Raw genomic sequence first — 23133 nt, forward strand, 5'->3', positions numbered from 1 at the left:
TAGATGATTCTACAAGCTCAACATGACAATGTGATTAAAAATTAGCTGCTTTCAATTTCAAGCCAGCCGTTTCTTCCAAGCCAAACAATAAGTTCATATTTTGAACTGCTTGTCCACTTGCGCCTTTTAATAAGTTGTCAATAATGCTGATGATAAATAATTTATTACCGTGTTTTTCAACATGGACCAGCACTTTATTGGTATTGACAACTTGCTTTAAATCGATGTTTTTCCGACTTACGTGTGTAAATGGATGAGCGCTATAATAATCTTCGTACAATTTTTGCGCTTCTTCCAAAGTCAAATCACTTTCTAAATACATTGAAGCTAAAATCCCTCTGGTAAAAGCACCACGTTGTGGGATGAAATTTAAAGCCTCTGAAATGGAAGATTGAAGTTGTACTAAACTTTCTCCAATTTCATTTAAATGTTGATGCTCAAATGCTTTATAAATTGAGAGATTATTATTTCTCCAACTGAAATGCGAAGTACTTGATAAACTTTGTCCAGCACCAGTTGAGCCTGTTGTCGCATTAATATGAACTTCGCTTTTAATTAACCCTTTTTCCGCTAAAGGCAATAATCCCAATTGGATACAAGTTGCAAAACAACCTGGATTTGCAATATTTTTTGCAGTTTTTATCGCAGAACGATTTAATTCTGGCAAACCATAAACAAACTCACGATTCTCGAATTTAGCATTTGCAGTTAATCTGAAATCTTGAGATAAATCAATGATTTTGATGTTTTCATTAATTGGATTTGCAGCTAAAAACTTCTTTGCATCGCCATGCCCAACACATAAAAATAACACATCAATATCTTGAGGAATTTCATTTGTAAACCTTAAATCGGTATCGCCAAATAAATCCGTGTGTACATCAGAAATTAAATTCCCTGCATTACTACTACTATTTACAAAAGCAATTTCAATGTTCGGGTGGTTAATTAAAATGCGCAACATTTCGCCTCCGGTGTATCCGGCCCCGCCAATTATTCCTGCTTTTATATTTTTCATTTTATCATCTTTAAGATTGCTTCGTCGTTCCTTCTCGCAATGACGAATAGATTAGAAGATTTAAGCTTCTTCTTCGTTAACTTTATGCCAAATCATTACTTGATTACCAAATATTTTAGAGAAACCTTTAACATCTTCTCCGCTCCAAGCGTTATTCATTTCGCCGTAGCTACCAAATTTATTGCTCATTAAATCGTGGTTAGATTCAATTCCAATAATTTGGAAACGATATGGTAATAATTCTACAAACACTTTACCGCTCACCATTTTCTGTGTATCGGTTAAAAATGCTTCAATATTCCGCATAATTGGGTCGTGGAATTGACCTTCATGTAACCAGTTTCCATAAAACGATGACAACTGCTCTTTCCAACTTAATTGCCATTTTGTTAGCGTATGTTTTTCTAAAGTATGGTGTGCTTTAATAATGATAATTGGAGCCGCAGCTTCAAAACCAACACGTCCTTTAATTCCAATAATAGTATCACCAACATGAATATCTCTACCAATTCCGAAAGGTTGAGCAATTGCTTGTAGTCTTTGAATAGCTACAACTGGATTTAGTTTTTCTCCATCAATGCCAACCAATTCTCCTTTTTCGAAAGTCAATTCAATTCTTCTAGCTTCAGTTTCCGAAACTTGAGTTGGCCAAGCACTTTCTGGCAAAGTTTCGTTAGATGTTAATGTTTCTTTTCCTCCAACAGATGTTCCCCATAAACCTTTATTAATCGAATATCTTGCTTTTTCTGCACTATATTCAACACCATGTTTTGCTAAATATTCTATTTCCGCTTCGCGGGATAATTTTAAATCTCTAATTGGTGTAATAATTTCAACTCCAGGAATAAGGATATTGAAAATCATATCAAAACGAACTTGATCATTTCCAGCTCCAGTACTGCCATGCGCAACGTAATCAGCACCGATTTTTTTTACATAATTTGCAATTGCAGTCGCCTGACTTACACGCTCGGCACTAACTGAAAGTGGATAAGTTGCATTTTTTAATACATTTCCAAACACTAAATATTTAATGCAACCATCGTAATAACTTTCTGTTTCATCTACAACTGCGTGGGATTTTACACCCAAAGCATAGGCACGTTTTTCAATTTCTTGCAATTCTTCATCAGAAAAACCACCTGTATTTACAATTACAGAGTGGACTTCCAATCCACGGTCTTGAGCTAAGTGAATGCAGCAAAATGAGGTGTCTAATCCTCCGCTAAATGCTAAAACAACTTTCTTCTTCATCTATTTGTTAAAAATAAGGGTAAACAATACTAAAATGGATTTTAATCCAGATTTTGGTTTTACTACTAAGCGCTGCTTAATACGCATAAAACGCTCGTATAATGTTGGGTTTTTTTGCAATTCTTCAGCAAAATTTTTGGCAGCTTCATGTTTCTTTTCTGCCGGATCATACAACATTGCTGTACACATGCAAATTTTACGGTCTTTGCTTTTTAAAATTTCAAAGTTCACGCAGCTTTGGCATCCTTTCCAAAAATCTTCATCTTGTGTTAATTCAGAATACGTAACGGGTTCATAACCTAAATCAGAGTTGATTTTCATTACAGCTAAACCAGTAGTTAAGCCAAATATTTTTGCTTTTGGATACAATGCTCTCGACAATCCGAAAATTTCCTTTTTAATCGCATTTGCTAAGCCAGCTTTTCTAAACTGCGGGCTTACAATTAGGCCAGAGTTGGCTACAAATTGTCCGTGACTCCAGGTCTCGATATAGCAAAAGCCAGCCCAAGATCCATCTTTGTGAAAAGCAATTACCGCTTTGCCTTCTTCCATTTTGCCCGAAACATATTCTGGCGAACGCTTAGCGATACCTGTACCACGTGCTTTAGCAGATTCTGCCATTTCTTCACAGATTTCTTCTGCAAAGGCACGATGTTCAGGAAGTGCAACTTGCACTATAAAATCGTTTATATTCATTAATTTATTTAACGAAAAATTAAGGTATTCTTGTTAATTGGGTTTTTAGAGAGGATCAATTCCTCATTGGTATTAGTAAGATGTACTAAATACGCGGCGTATAATTTTGCCGATTTGTGGTGATGAAAAATACGGGTCGTAAGCGCTCAATAAACAAGCCTTTAGATGCAATATTTTTTGCTTCTAAAATAGAAAGTTTATGGATGATGTGCTTGCTCATTATTTTGTATGCTAACCTGTATTAAATTACTTGAGCCGCAAAGGTTTAAATAAAAATTGAGTTGTGCAATAAGAATCTGATTTTTTTACGTTTTTTACCAGTTTTATTAAACTATTTTGACTAAAACTGCCGTCATTTAAACAAACTGTTAAAATTTAGTTAAGAGCTTGTTTCTTAACCTCTATCATTTAACAAAGTTTAACATCGACCTATTTAGATAAAACTAATATTTGTATTGGCGAGATTTTTATAAAACTTAACTCCTAATTTTTTACACCTTCCTCATTAATTATTTCAACATGAAACAGATTTATTTAACTCATCGATTTAAAAAATTAACTCAACTGAAAATTTATTTTTCGTTTATTTTAATTTGCCTTGCAACGCTAGTTTCCTGCAAAAAAGACACGGCGGACACTACTAACGTTACCGCTTTAAGTATTGTAAATGCATCACCTACTTTATCTACTTATGATGTTTATTTAAGTGATGTTAAAATAAATAGTGCAGCATTACCATTTGGAGGCACTATTAAATATGGGCAATATGCTTCTGGTAGCCAAACTATAAAATTCACAACTGCTGGCAGATCAGAGAGTTTATTAACCAAAAGCATTTCTTTAACTCCAAATGTTTACCAATCTTATTATTTAATTGATAGGCCTGGTAGTTTGGATGGATTATTAGTTACAGACGATTTAAGTGCAACATCAACAGACAAAGCTTTTATCCGATTTATTAATTTATCGCCAGATGCGCCCGCGTTAGATTTATCTATCACCAACGGAAATTCTTTAATTACAAATAAAGCGTACAAAACCGCTAGTGCATTTACTACAATTACAGCAGGAACCTATTCTTTTGATTTAAAAGATGGTGGTGGAACTGTAAAAACAACATTAACAGGTAATGTTTTAACTGCTGGCAAATATTACACTATCATTTCAAGTGGCTTAGTAACTCCAGCAAGCAGTTCAGAACATGCATTAGGTATTCAAGTTATTTTACATCAATAAGCGAGTTTAATTTTCCAAAATTTAAGCAAAAAAAACTTTAGTAAATTCAGAATGGGCGCCAATTAAGGTTGCCCATTTTTTGTTTTACAACTATTCGTCTGCACGAAATTAATTATTTTCATTCCTTATTTAGAATTATTCAAAATAATTTGGATAGTAGTTTTTTTCGTTGTTAATTTGTCACTGTTTAGAATTAATCCAAATAAAAACAATAATCATGCGAATACAACTACGATTTAAAATTATCTTTCTCTTAACCTTATTTTCTACTCCAACATTTGCACAACAACATGGAATTTTAAAGGGTAAAATTACAAGTACCGATGGGCAACCCACCGCATATGTAAACATCGGTTTGAAAAACAAAAATATAAGTGCCGTTACTAATGATAATGGAGAATACACGTTTCCAAGAATTAAACCTGGTGCATACACTATAAAAGTTAGTGCTGTTGGTATTAATCCTCAAGAAAAAAATATAACTATTACAGCTGGACAAACTTTAGTACTTGATTTTGTACTTACAGAAAATAGCCAAGCTTTAGAAGTGGTTACCATTGCTGGGAAAAATAACAGATATAAAGTAAGCTTACCTTCAGCTTCGCTGAGATTAAACGAACCACTTTTAGAAGCTCCTCAAAACATACAAACCGTTAGCAATTTAACGCTGAAAGATCAGCAAATTATTAGCATGAGCGATGGTTTAATTAAAAATGTAAGTGGTGCAACAAGATTAGAACATTGGGGAGATATGTACACTAACATTACCATGCGTGGTTCTCAAATTCAGGCTATGCGCAATGGTTTTAATGTAGTTTCATCGTATTGGGGGCCATTAACAGAAGATATGAGTTTTGTAGATCACATTGAATTTGTGAAAGGTCCGGCAGGTTTTATGTTGGGCAATGGCGATCCGAGTGGAATGTATAATGTAGTAACTAAAAAACCTACTGGATTTAATAAAGGTGAGGTTTCATTAACCGTGGGAAGTTTTGATTTATACAGAGCAACTGTAGATTTTGATCATAAATTAACCAACGATGGTAAATTATTATTCCGATTAAATACTGCGGTTCAAAATAAAGGTTCTTTTAGACCTTATGAACAAAATGACAGATATAGTTTTGCACCAGTATTGAGTTACCAAATATCAAATCGCACTAAACTTACCGCAGAATATACTTTGCAAAATGCAAAAATGACTGAGGTTGGTTCATATTATATATTTTCTCCGGGTGGTTACGCAGCATTTCCGAGAGAATTAACACTTACGCAACCGGGCGTAACGCCTACTCGCATTAATGATCATAACTTGACATTAAACTTGCAGCATCAAATTAGTGATAATTGGAAGTTAACTGCTCAAGCGGCTTATTACAAATATTTACAAACCGGAACAAGTTCTTGGCCATCTGCAGTTAATGCAGATAATACCGTGATTAGAAATGTTGGGATTTGGGATGCTGAAAGCAGCATGAAATTAGCGCAATTATTTGTGAATGGACAAGCCAAAACTGGCGGAATAAATCATCGTATTTTAGTAGGATTTGACGGCGGAAAGAAAAATTACATTGCAGACTGGGGCCAATCTCATAATTTAGATTTACCATCCTCTCCATTTGACTTAAACAATCCAAATTATAGTTTTCCATCAAATGGCTATCCAAATTTTGACCGCGATACTCCCTTAGCACAAAGAGCAATTGCAGCTGGTGGTTTAATGGATCAGAAATATTTGAGTGCTTATGCGCAAGACGAATTGGGTTTCTTCGAAAACAAAATCCGTTTAACGTTGGCAGGTCGCTATACTTTTGTAGATCAATCTGCTTGGGGCGGTGCAGCCGATCAGGCAAAACGTGTTACACCTCGCGTTGGCTTAAGTGTTTCAATTGATAAAAACACAGCGATTTATGCGGTATACGATCAAGCTTTTACCCCACAAAGTGGTTTAATACGCAATGGTGGAAAAGTTGAACCAATTACAGGAACCAATAATGAAATTGGTATTAAAAAAGATTGGTTTGATGGAAAATGGAACACAACTTTATCAGCTTACAGAATACTTAAACAAAACGAATTAACTGCTGACCCAACCAATACGCCATCGCAAAATTTTAGTGTTGTTTTAGGCGAAAAAAGAGCACAAGGTATTGAGTTTGATCTAAGAGGTACAATTACATCTGGTCTTAAATTAATAGCAAACTACGCATACACAGATTCTAAAGTAACCAAAGTAACTCCTGGTGTTACAGGCATAAATGTTGGTGATGTTGTGCCAGGTTTTGCAAAACATGTAGCAAATGCTTGGTTAACCTATACTTTGCAGGAAGGAACTTTAAAAGGCGCTGGAGTTTCTGGAGGTTTTACCTATTTGGCAGATAGAGCAACAGATACTTGGAGTGTTGGCTTACAAAAATTACCGAATTATTTTAAGGTTGATGCTGGTGTTTTCTATGAGCACTCTAAGTTTAAAATCACTGGTAACGCCTTTAATATTTTAGATAAATACTTGTTTAGTGGCTCGTATTACCAATGGTTAAACGCGTATTACTATCAAGCGGAAGCGCCAAGAAATTACCGCGTAAGTATTGCTTATAAATTTTAAATCATTTTATGCCAGAAAAGAAAAAAACGAAAAGTTTTAAATATTGGATAGGTAGAATACACTTGTGGCTCGGATTAATTTCTGGGCTATTTGTGTGTTTTTTAGGCATAACCGGTTGTATTTTAGCTTTCGAAAGAGAAATTGAAGATGCAGTACAAACGTATCGTTTTACGGAAGTACAAGACAAAGCCTTATTACCGCCTACAAAATTAAAGGAAGTTGCAGATAAAGCACTCCCTAACAAAAAAGCACATAGCATTAATTATCAGCCCAGAAGAACAACTCAAGTAGTTTATTATAATGGCGAACCCGAATATTATTACATCGTTTTTGTAAACCAATACACTGGCGAAGTAGTAAAAGTTAAGGACATGAGTGAAGATTTCTTCAGAATTGTAATTATGGGACATTACTATTTGTGGTTACCTCCAGAAATTGGTCAGCCGATATTAACAACGGCAACTATGTTATTTGTTATTTTATTAATATCAGGATTAGTTTTATGGTGGCCAAAAAGTAAAGCTGCAAGAAAGCAACGATTTAGTGTAAAGTTAAAATCAAAATGGCGAAGGCTTAATTATGATTTACATAATGTATTAGGTTTTTATATGTCTTTCATCGTTATTTTCATTGCCTTATCGGGAATGGTAATGGGTTTTCAATGGTTTGCAAAATCTGTTTATTGGCTAAGTTCTGGAGGGGAAGCAATTAAGAATTACGAAGAAACTTTTTCTGATACCACTAAAATTTCTGCTTTAAGTTTAAATGCAGCAGCGGCTGATCAACTTTGGGCTCGCTTTGTAAAAGAAGACCCATCGTTTAAAGGAAGTTTAGATGTTCATGTTCCTGAAAATGAAAAAGCATCAATAGAAATTGCTAAAAACCCAGATCCAGAAACGTATTGGAAAGCTGATTACTACTATTTTGATCAGCATACATTAAAAGAAATTGAAGTAAAACACCTATTTGGCAAATTAGCGAATGCCAGCACAGCTGATAAAATTTCTCGAATGAATTACGATATCCACGTTGGGGCTATTGTTGGTTTGCCTGGAAAAATTATGGCATTTTTTGCCAGTTTAATTGCTGCAAGTATGCCCGTTACTGGAATACTAATTTGGCTTGGTAGAAAGAAAAAAACTAAACTCAATATAAAATGAAAAAACTAACCTTATTATTTGCCTTATTGCTTTTTGCATCAAGCATTAATGCCCAAACTAAAATAGAACAGGATCGCGAAGCGATTAAAGCTTTGGCTGGGTTTTACAAAGTAACTTTTAATTATGCAGAAACTTTTTCTCCAGATGATGATTATAAATTTCATGAAAGACATCGTTCTTCGGCTAAAGAAATCGCTATCATTTTAGAAGATTCTCCTAAAAAAATTGTCATTCAACATTTATTGGTTATGAGAGGAGATAGCATGATTATTAAACATTGGAGAGAAGATTGGACTTATGAAGACACTCAAATATTAGCTTACGACAAAGATAATGCGTGGAAAAAAGTAACACTTTCTGCAAATGCCGTGAAAGGAAAATGGACACAAAAAGTTTTCCAAGTTGATGATAGTCCGCGTTACCAAGCCATAGGAACTTGGGTGCATGTTGATGGTAGACATCAATGGCAAAGTACTACAGATTCTCCGCTTCCACGTAGAGAAAATACTGAACGTAACGATTACAATGTGTTAAATCGTGGCAACAATCTTTACCTAACAGCAAATGGCTGGATGTTTGAACAAGACAATAAAAAAATCATTCGCTCTGAAACTGGCGATAAACTTTTGGCAATGGAAAAAGGTATGGAGGAGTTTATTAAAACCGATCCTAAATCTTTTGGTTATGCGCAAACTTGGTGGAAACAACAACAAGCGTTTTGGAAAGATGCTCGTGAAACTTGGGATGTAGTTTTTGCAGAAAACAATTACCTTAAACTAGTTCCAAAAGTTGATGACAAACTATTATATGAACAGTTTTTTGCACTTGGAGATCAATCGGCAAAGGAAAACTGGAGTTCTGCTAAAAATAAAGAGAGCATCAAAAAAGTGATTGATTCCTATTTAGCAAAAGCGGGCTAAATCACGTTTAGAAAACATAAGCCGCAGATTTGCAGATTACTTGAGGATAAGAAAAATCTGCGCATCTGCGGCTTTTCTATGTTTGAGTTTACCGTTTGCCAACCATTTATTATATTGCTAAACAAAATTATTTGCGACAATCACTTTATGAGAAAAATCATACTGCTTTTAATCTTCTTAACCAGTTTAAATAGTTATGCTCAAGATTTAAATTATGCTCGTAAAACCTTAAATACACTTACCTCAAAAGAGTTTTGGGGTAGAGGTTACACTAAAAACGGAATGAGTAAAGCAGCAGACTTCATAGAAAATCAGTTCAAGTCTTTTGGCTTAAAACCTATGGATGGAAAAGATTTTAAACAATCATTTTCATTTTCTGTAAATACTTTTCCAGGGAAAATGGAGCTGAAAATTAACGGCAAAAAGCTAATTCCTGGAGAAGATTTTATAGTTGGACAAGCAAGTGCTGGTGTAAAAGCAAAAGCAGATTTAGCACAAAAAGATAGTGTTAATTTTTTAGATGATAAAGATAGAATACTAGTTAATTTAAAAGATAAATTGACTTGGTCTGTATCACAAAAAATAAACGATTACACGGAAATTTTAATCAAAAAATCTGTGCTTACTGAAATCCCAAAAAGTATAGAAACTACTATCGAAAATGTTTTTGTGCCAGAATTTAAAGCGGCTAATATTTGCGCTGTAGTTAAAGGAACAACCAAACCTGATTCAGTTATTTTAATTACCGCACATTACGATCATTTAGGTGGAATGGGCAAAAAAACCTATTTCCCTGGCGCAAATGATAATGCAAGCGGAGTTTCATTTTTACTGAGTTTAGCTAAATATTATACGGAAAATCCGCAAAAATATACCATCGCATTTATCTGCTTTGCAGGAGAAGAAGCTGGCATTTTAGGCTCGAAATATTTTACCGAAAATCCATTAATCGATTTACAAAAAATAAGGTTTTTAATTAATGTGGATATGGTTGGCACAGGAGAAGCCGGCGCAACAGTGGTAAACGCAACGCAATATCCTAAAGAGTTTGCTTTGCTAAATCGGGTAAACGATGCAAATAAGCTTTTGGTTAAAATAAATCCTCGAGGAAAAGCTGCGAATAGTGATCATTATTTTTTTACAGAAAAAGGAGTTCCTGCTTTTTTCCTGTATACACAAGGTGGAATCTCTGCCTATCATGATGTTTTCGATAAACCAGAAACATTGCCTTTTACCGTTTATGAAAACTTATTTAAGCTATTTGTTGGTTTTAATAAAGGATTAATGAACTAGGATAAACATGTTAAAGCCAACAAAGCATAACTGAAATTTTAAGCTTATCTTGTGCTTAAAACTATAACTATATAAAATTCGTTTTAGAATAAGCAAACGCTAAACAAGTATGATGAAATTTTTCGCTTTAAGAGGTAAATCACTACATAAATTTGGGTATATCATGCTATTTATACTCATGATAATCTCTTGTAAAAAAGAGGAAACTATAGAAAACTTACCTCTTTTTGGTCCAGATCAAGAGTTTTATGCATTATCTGATAACAGTTTGCTAAAATTTAATGCGAAAAATGTTAAAACTCAGCTTTCTAAAATCGCTATTACAGGTCTTGGGACTTCAGAAAAATTAGTAAGCATTGATTTTAGACCTGCAACTGGCGAATTATACGGCGTAACGAATGCGAGTAAACTTTATATTATTAATGTGATTTCTGGCATTGCAAGAGTGGTTTCAAGTACGGCTTTTACGCCTGCTTTAACTGGAACTACCGTGAGTTTAGATTTTAATCCGGCAGAAGATAGAATTAGAATTATAAGCAATACAGGTCAAAATTTAAGTTTAAATCCAGAAACTGGAGTTGTAGTAGCCACAGGAACTGCAATTAGTAGTGGTTCAATTTCAGGCGTAGCTTATATAAATAGCATCGCTGGGGCAGCAACAACTACTTTATATGATATTGACCCGACAGCTAAAACACTATACAAACAAGATTCACCAAATGATGGCGTTTTGTCCAAAATTGGTAATCTTGAACTTGATTTTGGTAGTAGTGTAAGTTTTGATATTTCTCCAAGTAATAGTAGTGTTTTAGCAGTCGGAAAAACAGGTGATAGCACTAAATTATTTACTGTTGATTTATCTACTGGCAAAGCCAAATTATCTGGCAAATTCCCAATAGGAACTGCGATACAAGGCATTGCTATACCTGCAAACCCTGCTGCATATGCGGTAACTTTTGATGCAACAAGTAACCAAAGCAGTTTATTAATTTTTAATCCGTTAACTGCAGATGCAGCTGTAAGTAAGCTAATTACAGGTCTACAAACTGGCGAGACTGTTTTAGGTATGGATATGAGACCGCTAAATGGACAGATTTACGCTTTAGGAAGTACTGGTCGCTTATACACTATAAATATGGGTTCCGGAGCATTTACCCAAGTTGGCACAGGAACTTTATCCCCAGCCTTATCGGGTGTAAATTTTGGTTTTGATTTTAATCCTGTAGAAGATATTATTCGCGTAGTAAGCAATACTGGGCAAAATTTAAGAATAAACCCTACAACTGCCGCAGTAAATGTTGATGCAACTATTAACCCAGCTACAGCAACTTTAAGCGCCGCAGCGTATAGCAGTAATTTTGTGGGTGCGACTACCACAAAACTCTATGTGATGGATTATACTGGCAATAAATTATATAGTCAAGATGCTAATCTTGGCACTTTAACTGCAATTGGAGATTTATCTATAGACGTAGAAGGTTCAAATGGTTTTGACATTATTAGCGCTGGTACTGGAGATACAGGTTACGCCATATTATCTGTTGCTGGGGTGAGTAAAGTTTACAGTATTAATTTATTGACTGGCGCCGCTACTTCTCAAAGAGATTTTAGCAAAACAGTTACCGCTTTTACCTTAGGTTTAAGATTTTAAAAACAATTCCCCTTATTTTCCACTTATATTAAAAACTAAAAATCATGTTTGATAAATTAATGGCTGCTCAGCAAAAAGCAGATGAAATTAAAAAACGATTAGATACAATTTCGGTATTTGGCGAAGTTGAAGGTGGTGCAATTCGCGTTACAGCAACCGCTAATAAAGCCATCACTTCTGTAGAAATTGACGAAGAATTTTATAAAAATGCCGACAGAGAAGAAGTCGAAGAACTTTTATTAACGGCAATAAATAAAGCGTTATCACAAGCAGACCAAGTTAGTGCTACAGAAATGCAGGCTGCTACCAAAGATATGCTAGGTGGACTTGGTGGTATGTTTGGCGGATAAAATTAGTTGAAATGAAATATACGTATTACGGACAATCTTGTTTCTTGTTAGAAACGGAGAGCAAAAAATTCTTATTTGATCCTTTCATTAGCTCAAATCCTTTGGCTAGTAAAATCGATATTACAAAAATTGAAGCAGATTATATTTTAGTAAGTCATGGGCATGGCGATCATGTAGGCGATTTAATTGCGCTTGCAAAGCAAACAAAAGCTCAAGTTATTGCCATACCAGAGGTAATTGGTTGGGTAATGAAACAAGGAATTGAAAATGTACATCCCATGAATTTTGGCAAACACACTTTTGATTTTGGAACAGTGCGCATGGTTTGGGCTACACATTCTGCTGGGTTACCCGATGGAAGTTATGGCGGAAATCCTGCTGGTTTTGTATTAGAATTAGATCATAAACAAATTTATTTTGCTGGCGACACTGGCTTAACCATAGAAATGAAATTATTGGCTGAACTCTACAAGTTAGATTACGCTATTTTACCTATCGGAGGTAATTACACAATGGATGTTGACGATGCAGTTATTGCCTCAAACTATATAAACTGCAATAAAATTATTGGTGTACATTATGATACTTTCCCTGTAATAGAAATTGATTCTCATCTTGCTGTGGAAAGTTTTAAACGAGCACAAAAAATATTACTCTTGCCAGCTATTGGCGAAACTATAGGTTTATAAAACCCCACCTAAATTAAAAAGCCCTCCTGATTAAAAATCAGGAGGGCTTTTTTTAATAAAACTAGTTATGACTTAGTTTTTCTTTGCTGCCGCTTCTTTATTTACTTTATAACGCATATCAGGAGTTCCATCTTTTTTAAGCGGGCCTGGTGCTGATGAAGCTGCGCCAGCTTTATAACGTTTATCTACTGTACCATCTTTTTTAAGACGCACACCATTTGCTGCAGTAGTAGGCGCTGCCGCTGCAGCTACTTTTTTAACTTCTTTTTTAGCAGGTGCTGGTGTTGCCGCTGTGGCAGCTTTTGCTGCAGGAGCCGCTGTAGCTGGCACCGTTGCTTTAGCCGCATAACGTTTATCTACAGTACCATCTTTTTTAAGACGTACACCGTTTGCTGCTACAGCTGGTGTTGCAGTTTTTGCAGCTTTAGTTGTTTTAGCTTCAGCTTTTGCCACTGCTGGGGCAGCAACATCTGCTTTAGCTTTAGTTGCTTTAGCTTTAGCTGCAGCTGGTGCAGCATTCGCCTCTTTTTTGGCTTTTGCAGCAGTTTTTACTTCTGGCGCTTTTGCCTCATCTGCCTTTGCTTTTTTAGCTTTTGAAACAGTTTTCTTTGCCGCAGCTTTAGTTGCTGGAGCTGCTGTTTGTGCAAAAGTAGTACTTATACCAAGTACCGCGATTACAATAAAACTTAATAATTTTTTCATGTTTTTCGTTTTTTTATTGATGTAAATTCCCCTTTTAAAATGAAGATTATATGAAGTTAATAAAACTAATCATGAAGTGAAAATTTAATTGGCACCATATATCGCATATTTACAGGCTCTCCTAATTCCTTAGCAGAAATCCAATTTGTTGAAGCATTTAAAACTTTTACAGCTTCCCTACTTAGTTCAGCACCTGGACTTTCCTTTACCTTAATATCATCTATTTTGCCATCTTTCATTACTGTAAATTCTAATTTCACAGTTCCTTCAATTTTATTTTTTACAGCATTTGCTGGATATCTTATTGCTTTACCTAAAAACCGATTAAAAGCCTGCATTCCCCCAGGATAACTTGGCGGCTGTATAACGGAAATACTATTCACACTTTTACCTTCTTTATCAAAATATACACCATCAATTAATTCACCTTGTTCTGTATATCTTTCTTTAAGTGCGGGTTTTCCATCTGGATAAAACAATCTCCAAACACCTATCTTTTTACCTCGGAAATATTTTCCTTCCTTTTTTAATTGATTATTATCCCAGTAGGATTTAAAAATGCCATGTAAATTGCCCCATGTATAATTGGCATTTTCAGCTAATTGCTTATTTGGATAGTATTTTTTCCATGTTCCATTCTGATATCCCCTCTCATAATTACCTTCTTCTTTTAAATTACCGTTATCGTAAAAATCATACGGTCCTTTTCTTATCTCTAGTTTTTTATCGGCAAAGCTGATTTTCTCTTGTAAAATATCCTTTTTATCGTAAAAATTTACCACCCATAAACTGTCTTTTTGTTCAATAGTCTTTTTCCATTTAGAGCGCAATGGATCTTTCGAATACCCTGGAGCTGAATAAACTGTGGTAGTATCTTGCTGTGCAAAAACGCAAGAACAAACAAAAACTAGCGCTATTAAAAAAACATGCTTTTTCATTGGATAGTATTTTATCTTAAATTTAGCAGGAATATTTAAATTAGACTAAGCTATATTAATAAAAAAATTTATTGCCATTTAGAATAGCTTTATCATTGTCTTGCAAAATACAATTCGGGTACAAGGTGTAACCAGTCCACATTAATGCATTTGCATTTTGATTATCGGGGTGAGGTAGTCCAAATGCATGGCCAAGTTCATGACCTGCACCTCCAATCCAGCGGGGTACACCTTCTGTCATTTGCCCTGTTAATCCTAATAAATCAGTTTCTGGCATTGCAGTAAAGCTTAAAGCACCAGCACCAGTTTTGCCTTGTGCATCTACATACACCAAATACGTAAAGTTTGTTTCGTTATAAGAAGCTCCTAATAAAGATTTGATATCATTCTTTGTATTTTGATAAAAATAGTAATCTGCATTGTCGCCGCTCGTTCCATTATTTGCATTAAACCAAGCGGCATTATGTGAACTTTGAATAGTTTCTACAATGAAGTCATTGTTGATATGAAAAGTTTTGTTAGATCCTAAAGCGCCTTTATACCATGTGGTTAATTGCGTAATACAATTCTTAGCACCGTCAATGTAAATCTTTTTCAAGCTCCTATCACTGGGCACGAGATAAATTACCCTTATCGTTAAATTTGCTGCTTTTGTATTAACGCCAGTAAAATTTAGTGTTTCAATTGGGTCTGTATCTTTATCTTTCGAACAAGAAGTAGCAAAAATCAATAAATAAGATAAAATAGCTAGTCTAAATAAATTTTTCATAAGTCAAATATTAGGTTAATAAGGAAGCGCTACATTTAGAAGACTATTTATTAAACCTAATATTTGAGAAAATAGTTTGTTTTAAACTATAAAATTTAATGCGCTGCTAACCAATTATGACCTTCACCTATTTCAATTTCTATCGGCACTTGCGTTTTAATTGCAGTTTTCATTCTATGCGTAATGATGGCTTTCATTTGCTCGACTTCAGTTTTCAACACATCAAAAACTAGCTCATCATGCACTTGCATAGTCATTTTAGAACCCAACTTCTGTTCTTGCATATCTTTATGAATGTTAATCATCGCAATTTTAATTAAATCTGCTGCCGAACCTTGTATTGGCGCATTAATCGCATTTCGCTCTGCGTAACCTCTAACCGTTTGGTTTGCCGAATTAATATCTCTTAAATACCTTCTTCTGCCCATTATGGTTTCTACAAATCCATTTTCACGAGCAAAATGCATGGTATCGCTCATGTAACGTTTAATACCCGGATATTGCGTAAAATATTGTTCAATTATTTCTGCCGCTTCTTTACGTGGGATGTTTAGATTTTGCGATAAACCAAATGCCGACTGACCGTAAATAATACCAAAATTTACCGCTTTTGCATTTCTACGTTGAGTAGAATCTACATCTTCGATAGCAATTCCGTAAACCTTTGCTGCTGTTGCAGTATGAATATCAATGCCTTTACTAAATGCATCAAGCATGTTTTCTTCTTTACTGATCTCCGCGATAATGCGCAATTCAATTTGAGAATAATCGGCCGATAACAAAATATGGTCTTCATCTCTAGCAATAAAGGCTTTCCTAACTTCTCGTCCTCGCTCTGTACGGATAGGAATATTTTGCAAATTCGGGTTGTTAGAACTTAACCTTCCTGTTGCGGCAACTGCCTGATTGTATGAGGTGTGCACCCGTCCAGTTTTAGGATTTACTAGTAAAGGCAACGCATCAACATAGGTTGATTTTAGTTTTTGTAACTGGCGGAAATCTAAAATATTCTGAACAATATCGCTTTTATGAGCGAGCAAAGTCAACACATCTTCTCCAGTTTGATATTGACCAGTTTTGGTTTTTTTAGCTTTCGGATCTAGTTTTAAATGATCGAATAATACTTCCCCCAATTGCTTTGGCGATGCTAAATTAAACTTCAGCCCTGCTTTTTCATAAACACTTTGCTCTGCTTTGGTAATTTCTATCTGTAGCTCAATTGAATACGCATTTAAAGTGTCGATATCGATTTTAACGCCTTCTTTTTCAATATCAGCCAATACATACACTAAGGGATTTTCAATTTCTTCGGCCAATTTTGTTGCATTTCTATCCTTCAGCATCGGCTCGAAAATAGTTGACAATTGTAGGGTTACATCGGCATCTTCCGAGGCATAATCTACCACATTTTCTACGGGTACATCACGCATATTTCCTTGTGCTTTACCTTTAGCGCCAATTAAAGTGGTGATGGAGATTGGTGTATAGCCCAAATAATTTTCAGACAAAACATCCATGCCATGACGTGTATCTGGATCGATTAAATAATGAGCCAACATGGTATCGAATAATTTCCCTTTGATGTGAACATCATACCATTTTAGTACCAACATATCGTATTTGATATTCTGCCCAATCTTGCCAATGTTTTCGTTTTCTAACACAACCCTAAACTCATCAAGTATGCTTTGCGTTGCGGCTCTATCTTCTGGCAACGGAATATAATAGCCTTCACCAGCTTTTATAGAGAATGATAAACCTACTAAATCGGCTAAATTAGCATCAGTTCCAGTAGTTTCGGTATCAAAAGAAATGCTTGGTTGTTTTAGTAAAACGTCAATTAATTCTTTCCGCTTTACGGGATTATCTATTAAAAAATACTGATGCGGTGTATTATCAATATTTTTTGCATCAATTGGAGTATCAAATAGCGAAGGTTGTTCTATAACTTCTTTACGTTTTGTTTCTACATCATTACCAAATAAATCTTTTTGCTGACTTGTGTTTTTTGCATCGTTTACACTAAATTCTTCTCCAAAAACACGTTTACCGATGGTTCTAAACTCTAGTTCGGCAAATAATGGCTCTAATAATTCTCTACTTGGTTCTTCAACTAGTAATGTTTCTTCATTAAACTCAACAGGTACATTTAAAATTATCGTGGCTAGTTTTTTAGAAACTAAACCTTGCGCTGCAAAATTCTCTACATTTTCACGCTGTTTACCTTTTAATTCATGGCTATTTGCAATGATATTTTCCATGCTGCCGTATTGTTTAATTAACAATTTCGCAGTTTTTTCTCCAATACCTGGGATGCCTGGGATGTTATCTACAGCATCGCCCCAAAGACCTAAAATATCTATAACTTGCAGTACATTTTCAATTTCCCATTTGGCTAAAATTTCTTTTACGCCTAAAATTTCCATTTCATTACCCATACGAGCAGGTTTGTAAATGAAAATATTTTCTGATACGAGTTGTGCAAAATCTTTATCGGGCGTCATACAATACACCTTAAAACCTTGTTTTTCGGCTTGTTTTGCCATGGTTCCAATAATATCATCAGCCTCAAAGCCATCTTTGGTAATTACTGGAATATTAAATCCCTCTATCAGCTTAAAAACGTAGGGTAATGCTTTAGATAAATCTTCTGGCATTGCCTCACGATGTGCTTTATAAGCTTCATAATCTGTATGTCTTTCAGTTGGTGCAGCGGTATCAAAAACTACTGCAATATGAGAGGGTTTTTCCTTCTTTAATACCTCCATCAGCGTGTTCGCAAAACCCATAACAGCCGATGTATTTATACCTGTTGAGGTAAAACGAGGGTTTTTACCCAATGCAAAATGCGCTCTGTAAATTAACGCCATCCCATCTAAAAGGAAAAGTTTTTTATTATCCATGATAGTGTAAAGTTAATAATAGCCACCAAATTTGATAATGGTATTTAGATTTTATTTTTCTCTATGTATCTTTATTCTCTGCTCCTTATTCTTTACTCAAATGATGCAACAAGACCAGAAAATTTACGTTATTTGTGCGTATGAAAGCATTTAAATTTTTGTTCGTATTTCTCCTTTTTAGTGCTAAGTTATTTGCACAAGATGCAGTTTTAATTAGCGAAGGGAATTTTGTTCGTGGCGTAATAAAAGGCACAAATTTTAGCTCAGTTGCTATTATGCAAGACGATCAAACTATTGCTGAATATCAGGCAAAGGATATTCAATCTTTTGTATGGAATGGTGAAACTTACGCGAGCAAACCCATTGTGATTAAAAAGAAAATGGAATTCCGCTTTTTTAAAGTGCTTGAAACGGGTGCTGTAAATTTATATTCTTACGGCGATAAAGGAGTGGTTGCACAAGCGCCACAGCCTAAAGTAAAAGTTAGACCATCATTTGGTGTTGGTATTGGTAGCGGAGGTTTTGGTGGTGGAATTGGTGGTGGTATTACGATTGGCGGCGGTGGCCGAAGAAATGACGATCAGGCAAGTACTAGCCCAAAAGGAAAGATAAGTTATTTCTTAGAAAAACCAGGAACTGGACCAATGCAAGAAGTTAATTTGGATAATAGCAATGCTGTAAAAACCATATTGCTACAGAAACTAACTAATGATGAAGATTTAGCTGAAAGCATAAAAGCAACAGAAAGTTTTGATGCGAAAAATTTGGCTGCTTATGTTAAGGCTTATAATTCTTCTGGAAAAAAATAACCTCACCCCCAACCCTCTCCTTAAGGAGAGGGAGTATTGGTGTAAAAATAATTTATCTAGATATACAGCCAATTACATGGTCGTTTACCATTCCTGTGGCTTGCATAAAAGCATAACAAATAGTTGTTCCGAAAAACTTGAAACCTCTTTTTTTCATGTCTTTTGCAATCGCGTCAGAAATTTCGGTACTTACAGGAATACCTCCGTTTTTAAAATCGTTAACAATTGGCTTTTTATTAGGTAAATATGCCCAAATATAATCTGCAAAAGAACCAAATTCTTTTTGCAATGCGATAAACAGTTGTGCGTTTTTTATGGTAGAATTAATTTTTAATCGGTTACGAATAATTCCTTCATCTTGCATTAATCGTTCTACATCAGCTTCTGTAAAAGCTCCAACTTTCTGTACATCAAAATTGGCAAATGCTTTTCTATACCCTTCTCTTCGTCGTAAAATGGTAATCCAGCTTAAACCCGCTTGTGCACCTTCTAAAATCAAAAATTCGAATAATATTTTATCATCAAAAACAGGTTTCCCCCATTCATTATCATGATAGTTGATGTAAAGTTCGTCTGTACCGCACCAGCGACAGCGTTTTAGGTTTTCCATATTCGACAAGATTTTTATTTATACCAATTTTATTAAAAACATCGTCATTGCGAGGCACGAAGCAAACTCCTTCATGTTGACAATCTGTTAAAGGAGATTGCTTCGTGCCTCGCAATGACGAAAATGAATAGACTATTGACTTAAGACTCTAGACTACTTGATAGTTCATCCCAATATTCAACAGCTCTTCTATAATGAGGAATAACGATTGAGCCTCCAACCAAATTTGCAATCATAAAAACCTCATTCATTTCTGCATCGTTAACACCTTCGTTATAACATTTTTCTAAATGATATTTAATGCAATCATCACAACGCAATACCATAGATGCTACTAAACCTAGCATTTCTTTAGTTTTTACATTTAAAGCGCCATCGGCATAAGTTGTTGTGTCTAAAGCGAAAAACCGTTTAATATTTGTATTGGATGTCTCCATAATTCTATCGTTCATTTTTGTACGATAGCTGTTAAATTCTTCTACTAATTTTCCCATATTGAATTGTATTTTTTGTAATTTCAAGAACTCAATCCCTAATCAATCATGAAAATTATCTCTCCCAAAGTTCACGCTGTTTTAGATTATGTTGTTGCTCTGTTTTTAATTGTTGCACCAAATATAATCGGTTTATCAACTACTGCCGCAATCTTTTCAATGGTACTTGGTGGTATTCATTTTTTGCTAACACTACTTACCGTTTTTAGAGGTGGCGCAGTAAAACTAGTTCCATTTCCCGTTCATGGATTTATTGAACTTGTAGTAAGTTTTACCTTAGCTGTACTTGCTCTTACTGTTTTTAGTAAGTATAAAGTAGATCATTTTTATTACGCTGGCTTATCCGTAGCTATATTTGTTGTATTTATGCTAACCGATTACAAAGCAAAAACTAGTTAAATAATTTCTTCTAAAGGATTCCAAAATACCTTTTTAAAGTCTTTTATTTTATCGTTTACTACTTTTACACCTTCTTGTTCCAACAGTTGTTGCATTAATTCTGGTGGTGAAAAATGGAATTTCCCAGTTAACAATCCGCTGCTATTAACTATTCGATGTGCAGGTACTTTTGGCTGTGCAATTCCTGCATTACTCATTGCATAACCCACCATACGAGCCGAACCACCAGCGCCTAAAGCTTTAGCAATTGCACCATAAGATGTAACCCTGCCTTTCGGAACTAAACGAGCAATTTCAAATACTTGTTCATAAAATGATGCTTCCATTAGCTAAATGAAAATTGAATATAATTGATGTTTTTATCGTATTTTAAATATATTCTTTCGTAATGTGTTTTGATGGATAAAACTTCATCTGCAAACTCAGATTGATATAAATGAGCCGTATTTTTATGTGTAATTAGATTTAATTCCGCCACTTTTTCGCAGGTGTAGGCATACAAACCATCGTTATCGGTTTTTAAATTCATTTTGCCACCTGGTTTTAATAGAATTTTGTATTTATCTAAAAACCCTGGAAAAGTTAGTCGTTTTTTCTCTCTACTTTCTTGTGGTTGTGGATCTGCAAATGTAATCCAGATTTCATCAATTTCTCCAGGCGCAAAATATTCCAAAATATCTTCAATCTGAATACGAAGAAAAGCTAAATTTTGAATGCCTTCATCTACGCCAGTTCTTGCCCCACGCCAAATTCTATTTCCTTTTAAATCTACACCAACAAAATTCTTTTCAGGGAAAAGTTTTGCCAAGTTTACTGCGTATTCGCCTTTACCACAAGCCAACTCTAATACAACTGGATTATCGTTTTTAAAATGATCTGAAGCCCATTTTCCTTGCATTACTTTACCTAAATGCAATTGATATACATTTGGAAAGGTATCTATCTCTGCGAATTTCCTTAATTTATCTTTACCCACGCTTAAATTCTTAAAACACAAAAGTAAGATTTAATTAGCAATAGTAATTGGCTCAACTGTTTTATTGCTTCATTGTAATATTGCTGGGCACAAATGACATTTAACAACAATAAATAATGGGGGTTTTGATAGTATCATCAAAATTGATATATTTATATTTAATAATCAATTTTAACTATATGACATTAGTTCAACTCGAATATATTGTAGCTGTAGACACGTATCGCAGTTTTGTTAGCGCAGCTGATAAATGTTTTGTAACCCAACCTACATTAAGTATGCAAGTGCAAAAGCTTGAGGAGTTTTTAAATGTTAAACTATTCGATAGAAGCAAGCAGCCTGTTATTCCCACAGAAATTGGCGCACAAATTATTGCTCAAGCACGTATTGTTTTACAAGAAAACAAAAAAATAAAAGAGATTATAAGTAGTCAGCAACAAGATGTAATTGGAGAATTAAAAATTGGTATTATTCCAACTATTGCCCCCTATTTATTGCCAGAAGTTATTGCATCCATGTTAGAAAAGTATCCAGATTTAAAATTATTAATTTGGGAATACACCACGGAAGATATTGTTCATCATTTAAAAACAGGCGTGATTGATTGTGGCATTTTGGCTACGCCATTAGTAGATGCTAACATTAGTGAAATGCCTTTATATTATGAAAATTTTGTAAGCTATATTAGCAAAAACAGTAAACTTTATAAAAAGAAAACTATTGACGCTGATGATTTAGAAGATGAGAATATTTGGCTTTTAAACGAAGGACATTGTATGCGTTCGCAGGTGCTCAACATTTGCCGTTCTACAAAAAATAATCGTTTACAATCGTTAACCTATAATACTGGAAGTGTAGAAACGCTAATTAGAATGGTTGATGTAAATGATGGCGCAACGTTGTTACCAGAGCTAGCTTTAGCTGATTTAAGCGCTAAACAGCTCAATAAAGTGCGTTATTTTAAATCGCCAGAACCTGTACGTGAGATTAGTTTAATTACACACAAAAACTTCATTAAAAAAAGAATGTTGAATGCTTTACGCGAAGAAATATTAGCAATTATTCCTAAAACAATGAAGCAACGTAAAAAGAAAGATGTAATTGGAATTTAGTTATTACCTGTTTTAAGGCCCTCAATGCCTACTACTTTTTCTTCTTCTTCACCTTTTTTAAGTTTCCTTTTTTTCTTGTTTGGATCGATACCACTTAAGCGTTCTTCGGTAAGTTTGTTGTACTCTATAACCTGTTCTGGTTTTAAAACGGTTTTAATGTTTTTGTTGGTTTCGTTCTGTAATTTAAAGAATTTCGTTTCGTCTTCCTCTTTAAAAGTACCTGCCTGTTGCTTTTTGTAAAGCGCCAATTGTTCCTTCGCCAAATCAAAAGTATAATTATAAATTACACTTTTCTGAGTCGGAGTTAATTTTAATCGTTTATCTATCTCTTCGATATTCTTTTTAGCAATCTCTTCCGCAGTTGGCACTTTCTGAGCTTGGCTAGAAAAAAATGTGCCTAGCACCAACATCATCATTAAAATTAATTTTTTCATGTTTCAAATTTAAGAAATAATCATTAAAAAAATAAGGCTTGCAGATTTTGGTATCCAAAAGTCTTAAAAACTCTCTTTTAGTATTTCTATCTCATCTTTTAGTATTGTTCTACTA

23 protein-coding genes are annotated in these 23133 nt (G+C 34.6%); 11 read left to right on the plus strand and 12 right to left on the minus strand.

What is annotated here, in order from left to right:
• Positions 1–34 precede the first annotated feature (34 nt).
• The 3 genes from argC to GM921_RS11570 are packed head-to-tail and all read right to left on the minus strand — an operon-like array spanning position 35 to position 2968.
• Positions 35–1018 (minus strand): N-acetyl-gamma-glutamyl-phosphate reductase, encoded by a 984-nt coding sequence (argC, locus tag GM921_RS11560; protein WP_182922793.1) that lies wholly within the window; start codon positions 1016–1018, stop codon positions 35–37.
• A gap of 60 nt (positions 1019–1078) precedes the next feature.
• Positions 1079–2272: an argininosuccinate synthase gene (locus tag GM921_RS11565; protein ID WP_182922794.1), complete on the minus strand. Its 1194-nt coding sequence runs from the start codon at positions 2270–2272 to the stop codon at positions 1079–1081.
• Positions 2273–2968, minus strand: coding sequence for a GNAT family N-acetyltransferase (locus GM921_RS11570; RefSeq protein ID WP_182922795.1), 696 nt, complete (start codon positions 2966–2968; stop codon positions 2273–2275).
• 519 nt (positions 2969–3487) lie between these two features.
• Between GM921_RS11570 and GM921_RS11575 the strand changes: the two genes are divergently transcribed.
• The 8 genes from GM921_RS11575 to GM921_RS11610 all read left to right on the plus strand — a co-directional run bounded on the left by GM921_RS11575 (position 3488) and on the right by GM921_RS11610 (position 12872).
• On the plus strand, positions 3488–4204 hold the full coding sequence (locus GM921_RS11575; protein WP_182922796.1) for a DUF4397 domain-containing protein: 717 nt from the start codon (positions 3488–3490) through the stop codon (positions 4202–4204).
• A 217-nt stretch (positions 4205–4421) separates the two neighbouring features.
• Positions 4422–6809, plus strand: coding sequence for a TonB-dependent receptor (locus GM921_RS11580; protein ID WP_182922797.1), 2388 nt, complete (start codon positions 4422–4424; stop codon positions 6807–6809).
• An 8-nt stretch (positions 6810–6817) separates the two neighbouring features.
• Positions 6818–7969 carry a PepSY-associated TM helix domain-containing protein gene (locus GM921_RS11585; RefSeq protein WP_182922798.1) on the plus strand — a complete coding sequence of 384 codons (1152 nt, stop codon included), beginning with the start codon at positions 6818–6820 and terminating at the stop codon, positions 7967–7969.
• Complete coding sequence (locus GM921_RS11590) at positions 7966–8889, plus strand: DUF6607 family protein (RefSeq protein ID WP_182922799.1); 924 nt, start codon at positions 7966–7968, stop codon at positions 8887–8889. The genes GM921_RS11585 and GM921_RS11590 overlap by 4 nt, the downstream gene beginning before the upstream one ends.
• Before the next feature lie 147 nt (positions 8890–9036).
• Positions 9037–10182 carry a M28 family metallopeptidase gene (locus GM921_RS11595; RefSeq protein WP_182922800.1) on the plus strand — a complete coding sequence of 382 codons (1146 nt, stop codon included), beginning with the start codon at positions 9037–9039 and terminating at the stop codon, positions 10180–10182.
• A gap of 109 nt (positions 10183–10291) precedes the next feature.
• Entirely contained in the window at positions 10292–11833 is a 1542-nt protein-coding gene (locus GM921_RS11600; protein ID WP_182922801.1) for a DUF4394 domain-containing protein, read from the plus strand.
• A 44-nt stretch (positions 11834–11877) separates the two neighbouring features.
• Positions 11878–12183, plus strand: coding sequence for a YbaB/EbfC family nucleoid-associated protein (locus tag GM921_RS11605; RefSeq protein WP_182922802.1), 306 nt, complete (start codon positions 11878–11880; stop codon positions 12181–12183).
• A gap of 11 nt (positions 12184–12194) precedes the next feature.
• The gene (locus GM921_RS11610; protein ID WP_182922803.1) at positions 12195–12872 is read left to right on the plus strand and encodes a metal-dependent hydrolase; all 678 of its coding nucleotides are present in this window, start codon (positions 12195–12197) and stop codon (positions 12870–12872) included.
• A gap of 72 nt (positions 12873–12944) precedes the next feature.
• On the opposite strand, the gene GM921_RS11615 is transcribed toward GM921_RS11610, so the two are convergent.
• The 4 genes from GM921_RS11615 to polA form a co-directional block, all read right to left on the minus strand.
• Entirely contained in the window at positions 12945–13574 is a 630-nt protein-coding gene (locus GM921_RS11615) for a hypothetical protein (protein ID WP_182923961.1), read from the minus strand.
• A 65-nt stretch (positions 13575–13639) separates the two neighbouring features.
• Entirely contained in the window at positions 13640–14512 is an 873-nt protein-coding gene (locus GM921_RS11620; RefSeq protein ID WP_182922804.1) for an energy transducer TonB, read from the minus strand.
• A gap of 55 nt (positions 14513–14567) precedes the next feature.
• The gene (locus tag GM921_RS11625) at positions 14568–15281 is read right to left on the minus strand and encodes a zinc metalloprotease (RefSeq protein WP_182922805.1); all 714 of its coding nucleotides are present in this window, start codon (positions 15279–15281) and stop codon (positions 14568–14570) included.
• A 95-nt stretch (positions 15282–15376) separates the two neighbouring features.
• Entirely contained in the window at positions 15377–18184 is a 2808-nt protein-coding gene (polA, locus tag GM921_RS11630) for a DNA polymerase I (protein ID WP_182922806.1), read from the minus strand.
• A gap of 140 nt (positions 18185–18324) precedes the next feature.
• On the opposite strand from polA, the gene GM921_RS11635 reads away from it, so the two are divergent.
• Positions 18325–18993 carry a hypothetical protein gene (locus GM921_RS11635; protein ID WP_182922807.1) on the plus strand — a complete coding sequence of 223 codons (669 nt, stop codon included), beginning with the start codon at positions 18325–18327 and terminating at the stop codon, positions 18991–18993.
• Between the two features lie 52 nt (positions 18994–19045).
• On the opposite strand, the gene GM921_RS11640 is transcribed toward GM921_RS11635, so the two are convergent.
• Together GM921_RS11640 and GM921_RS11645 are read right to left on the minus strand one after the other, a co-directional pair.
• Positions 19046–19603, minus strand: a complete 558-nt coding sequence (locus GM921_RS11640) for a DNA-3-methyladenine glycosylase I (RefSeq protein ID WP_182922808.1) — start codon at positions 19601–19603, stop codon at positions 19046–19048.
• 140 nt (positions 19604–19743) lie between these two features.
• The gene (locus tag GM921_RS11645) at positions 19744–20097 is read right to left on the minus strand and encodes a carboxymuconolactone decarboxylase family protein (protein WP_182922809.1); all 354 of its coding nucleotides are present in this window, start codon (positions 20095–20097) and stop codon (positions 19744–19746) included.
• Positions 20098–20145: 48 nt separating this feature from the next.
• Between GM921_RS11645 and GM921_RS11650 the strand changes: the two genes are divergently transcribed.
• Entirely contained in the window at positions 20146–20496 is a 351-nt protein-coding gene (locus GM921_RS11650) for a hypothetical protein (RefSeq protein WP_182922810.1), read from the plus strand.
• Here GM921_RS11650 and GM921_RS11655 read toward each other — a convergent pair.
• Positions 20493–20822: an MGMT family protein gene (locus tag GM921_RS11655; protein ID WP_182922811.1), complete on the minus strand. Its 330-nt coding sequence runs from the start codon at positions 20820–20822 to the stop codon at positions 20493–20495. The two genes, GM921_RS11650 and GM921_RS11655, sit on opposite strands and share 4 nt — an antisense overlap.
• Positions 20822–21472, minus strand: a complete 651-nt coding sequence (gene trmB / locus GM921_RS11660) for a tRNA (guanosine(46)-N7)-methyltransferase TrmB (protein WP_182922812.1) — start codon at positions 21470–21472, stop codon at positions 20822–20824. Before trmB ends, GM921_RS11655 begins: the two co-directional genes overlap by 1 nt.
• A gap of 179 nt (positions 21473–21651) precedes the next feature.
• Between trmB and GM921_RS11665 the strand changes: the two genes are divergently transcribed.
• Complete coding sequence (locus GM921_RS11665; protein WP_182922813.1) at positions 21652–22584, plus strand: hydrogen peroxide-inducible genes activator; 933 nt, start codon at positions 21652–21654, stop codon at positions 22582–22584.
• Here the strand turns inward: GM921_RS11665 and GM921_RS11670 are convergent.
• A complete protein-coding gene (locus GM921_RS11670; RefSeq protein WP_182922814.1) occupies positions 22581–23018 on the minus strand; it encodes a hypothetical protein in 438 nt (145 codons plus the stop codon). The two genes, GM921_RS11665 and GM921_RS11670, sit on opposite strands and share 4 nt — an antisense overlap.
• Positions 23019–23133: the final 115 nt, after the last annotated feature.

This window comes from Pedobacter planticolens (assembly GCF_014172375.1).
GTDB lineage: Bacteria > Bacteroidota > Bacteroidia > Sphingobacteriales > Sphingobacteriaceae > Pedobacter > Pedobacter planticolens.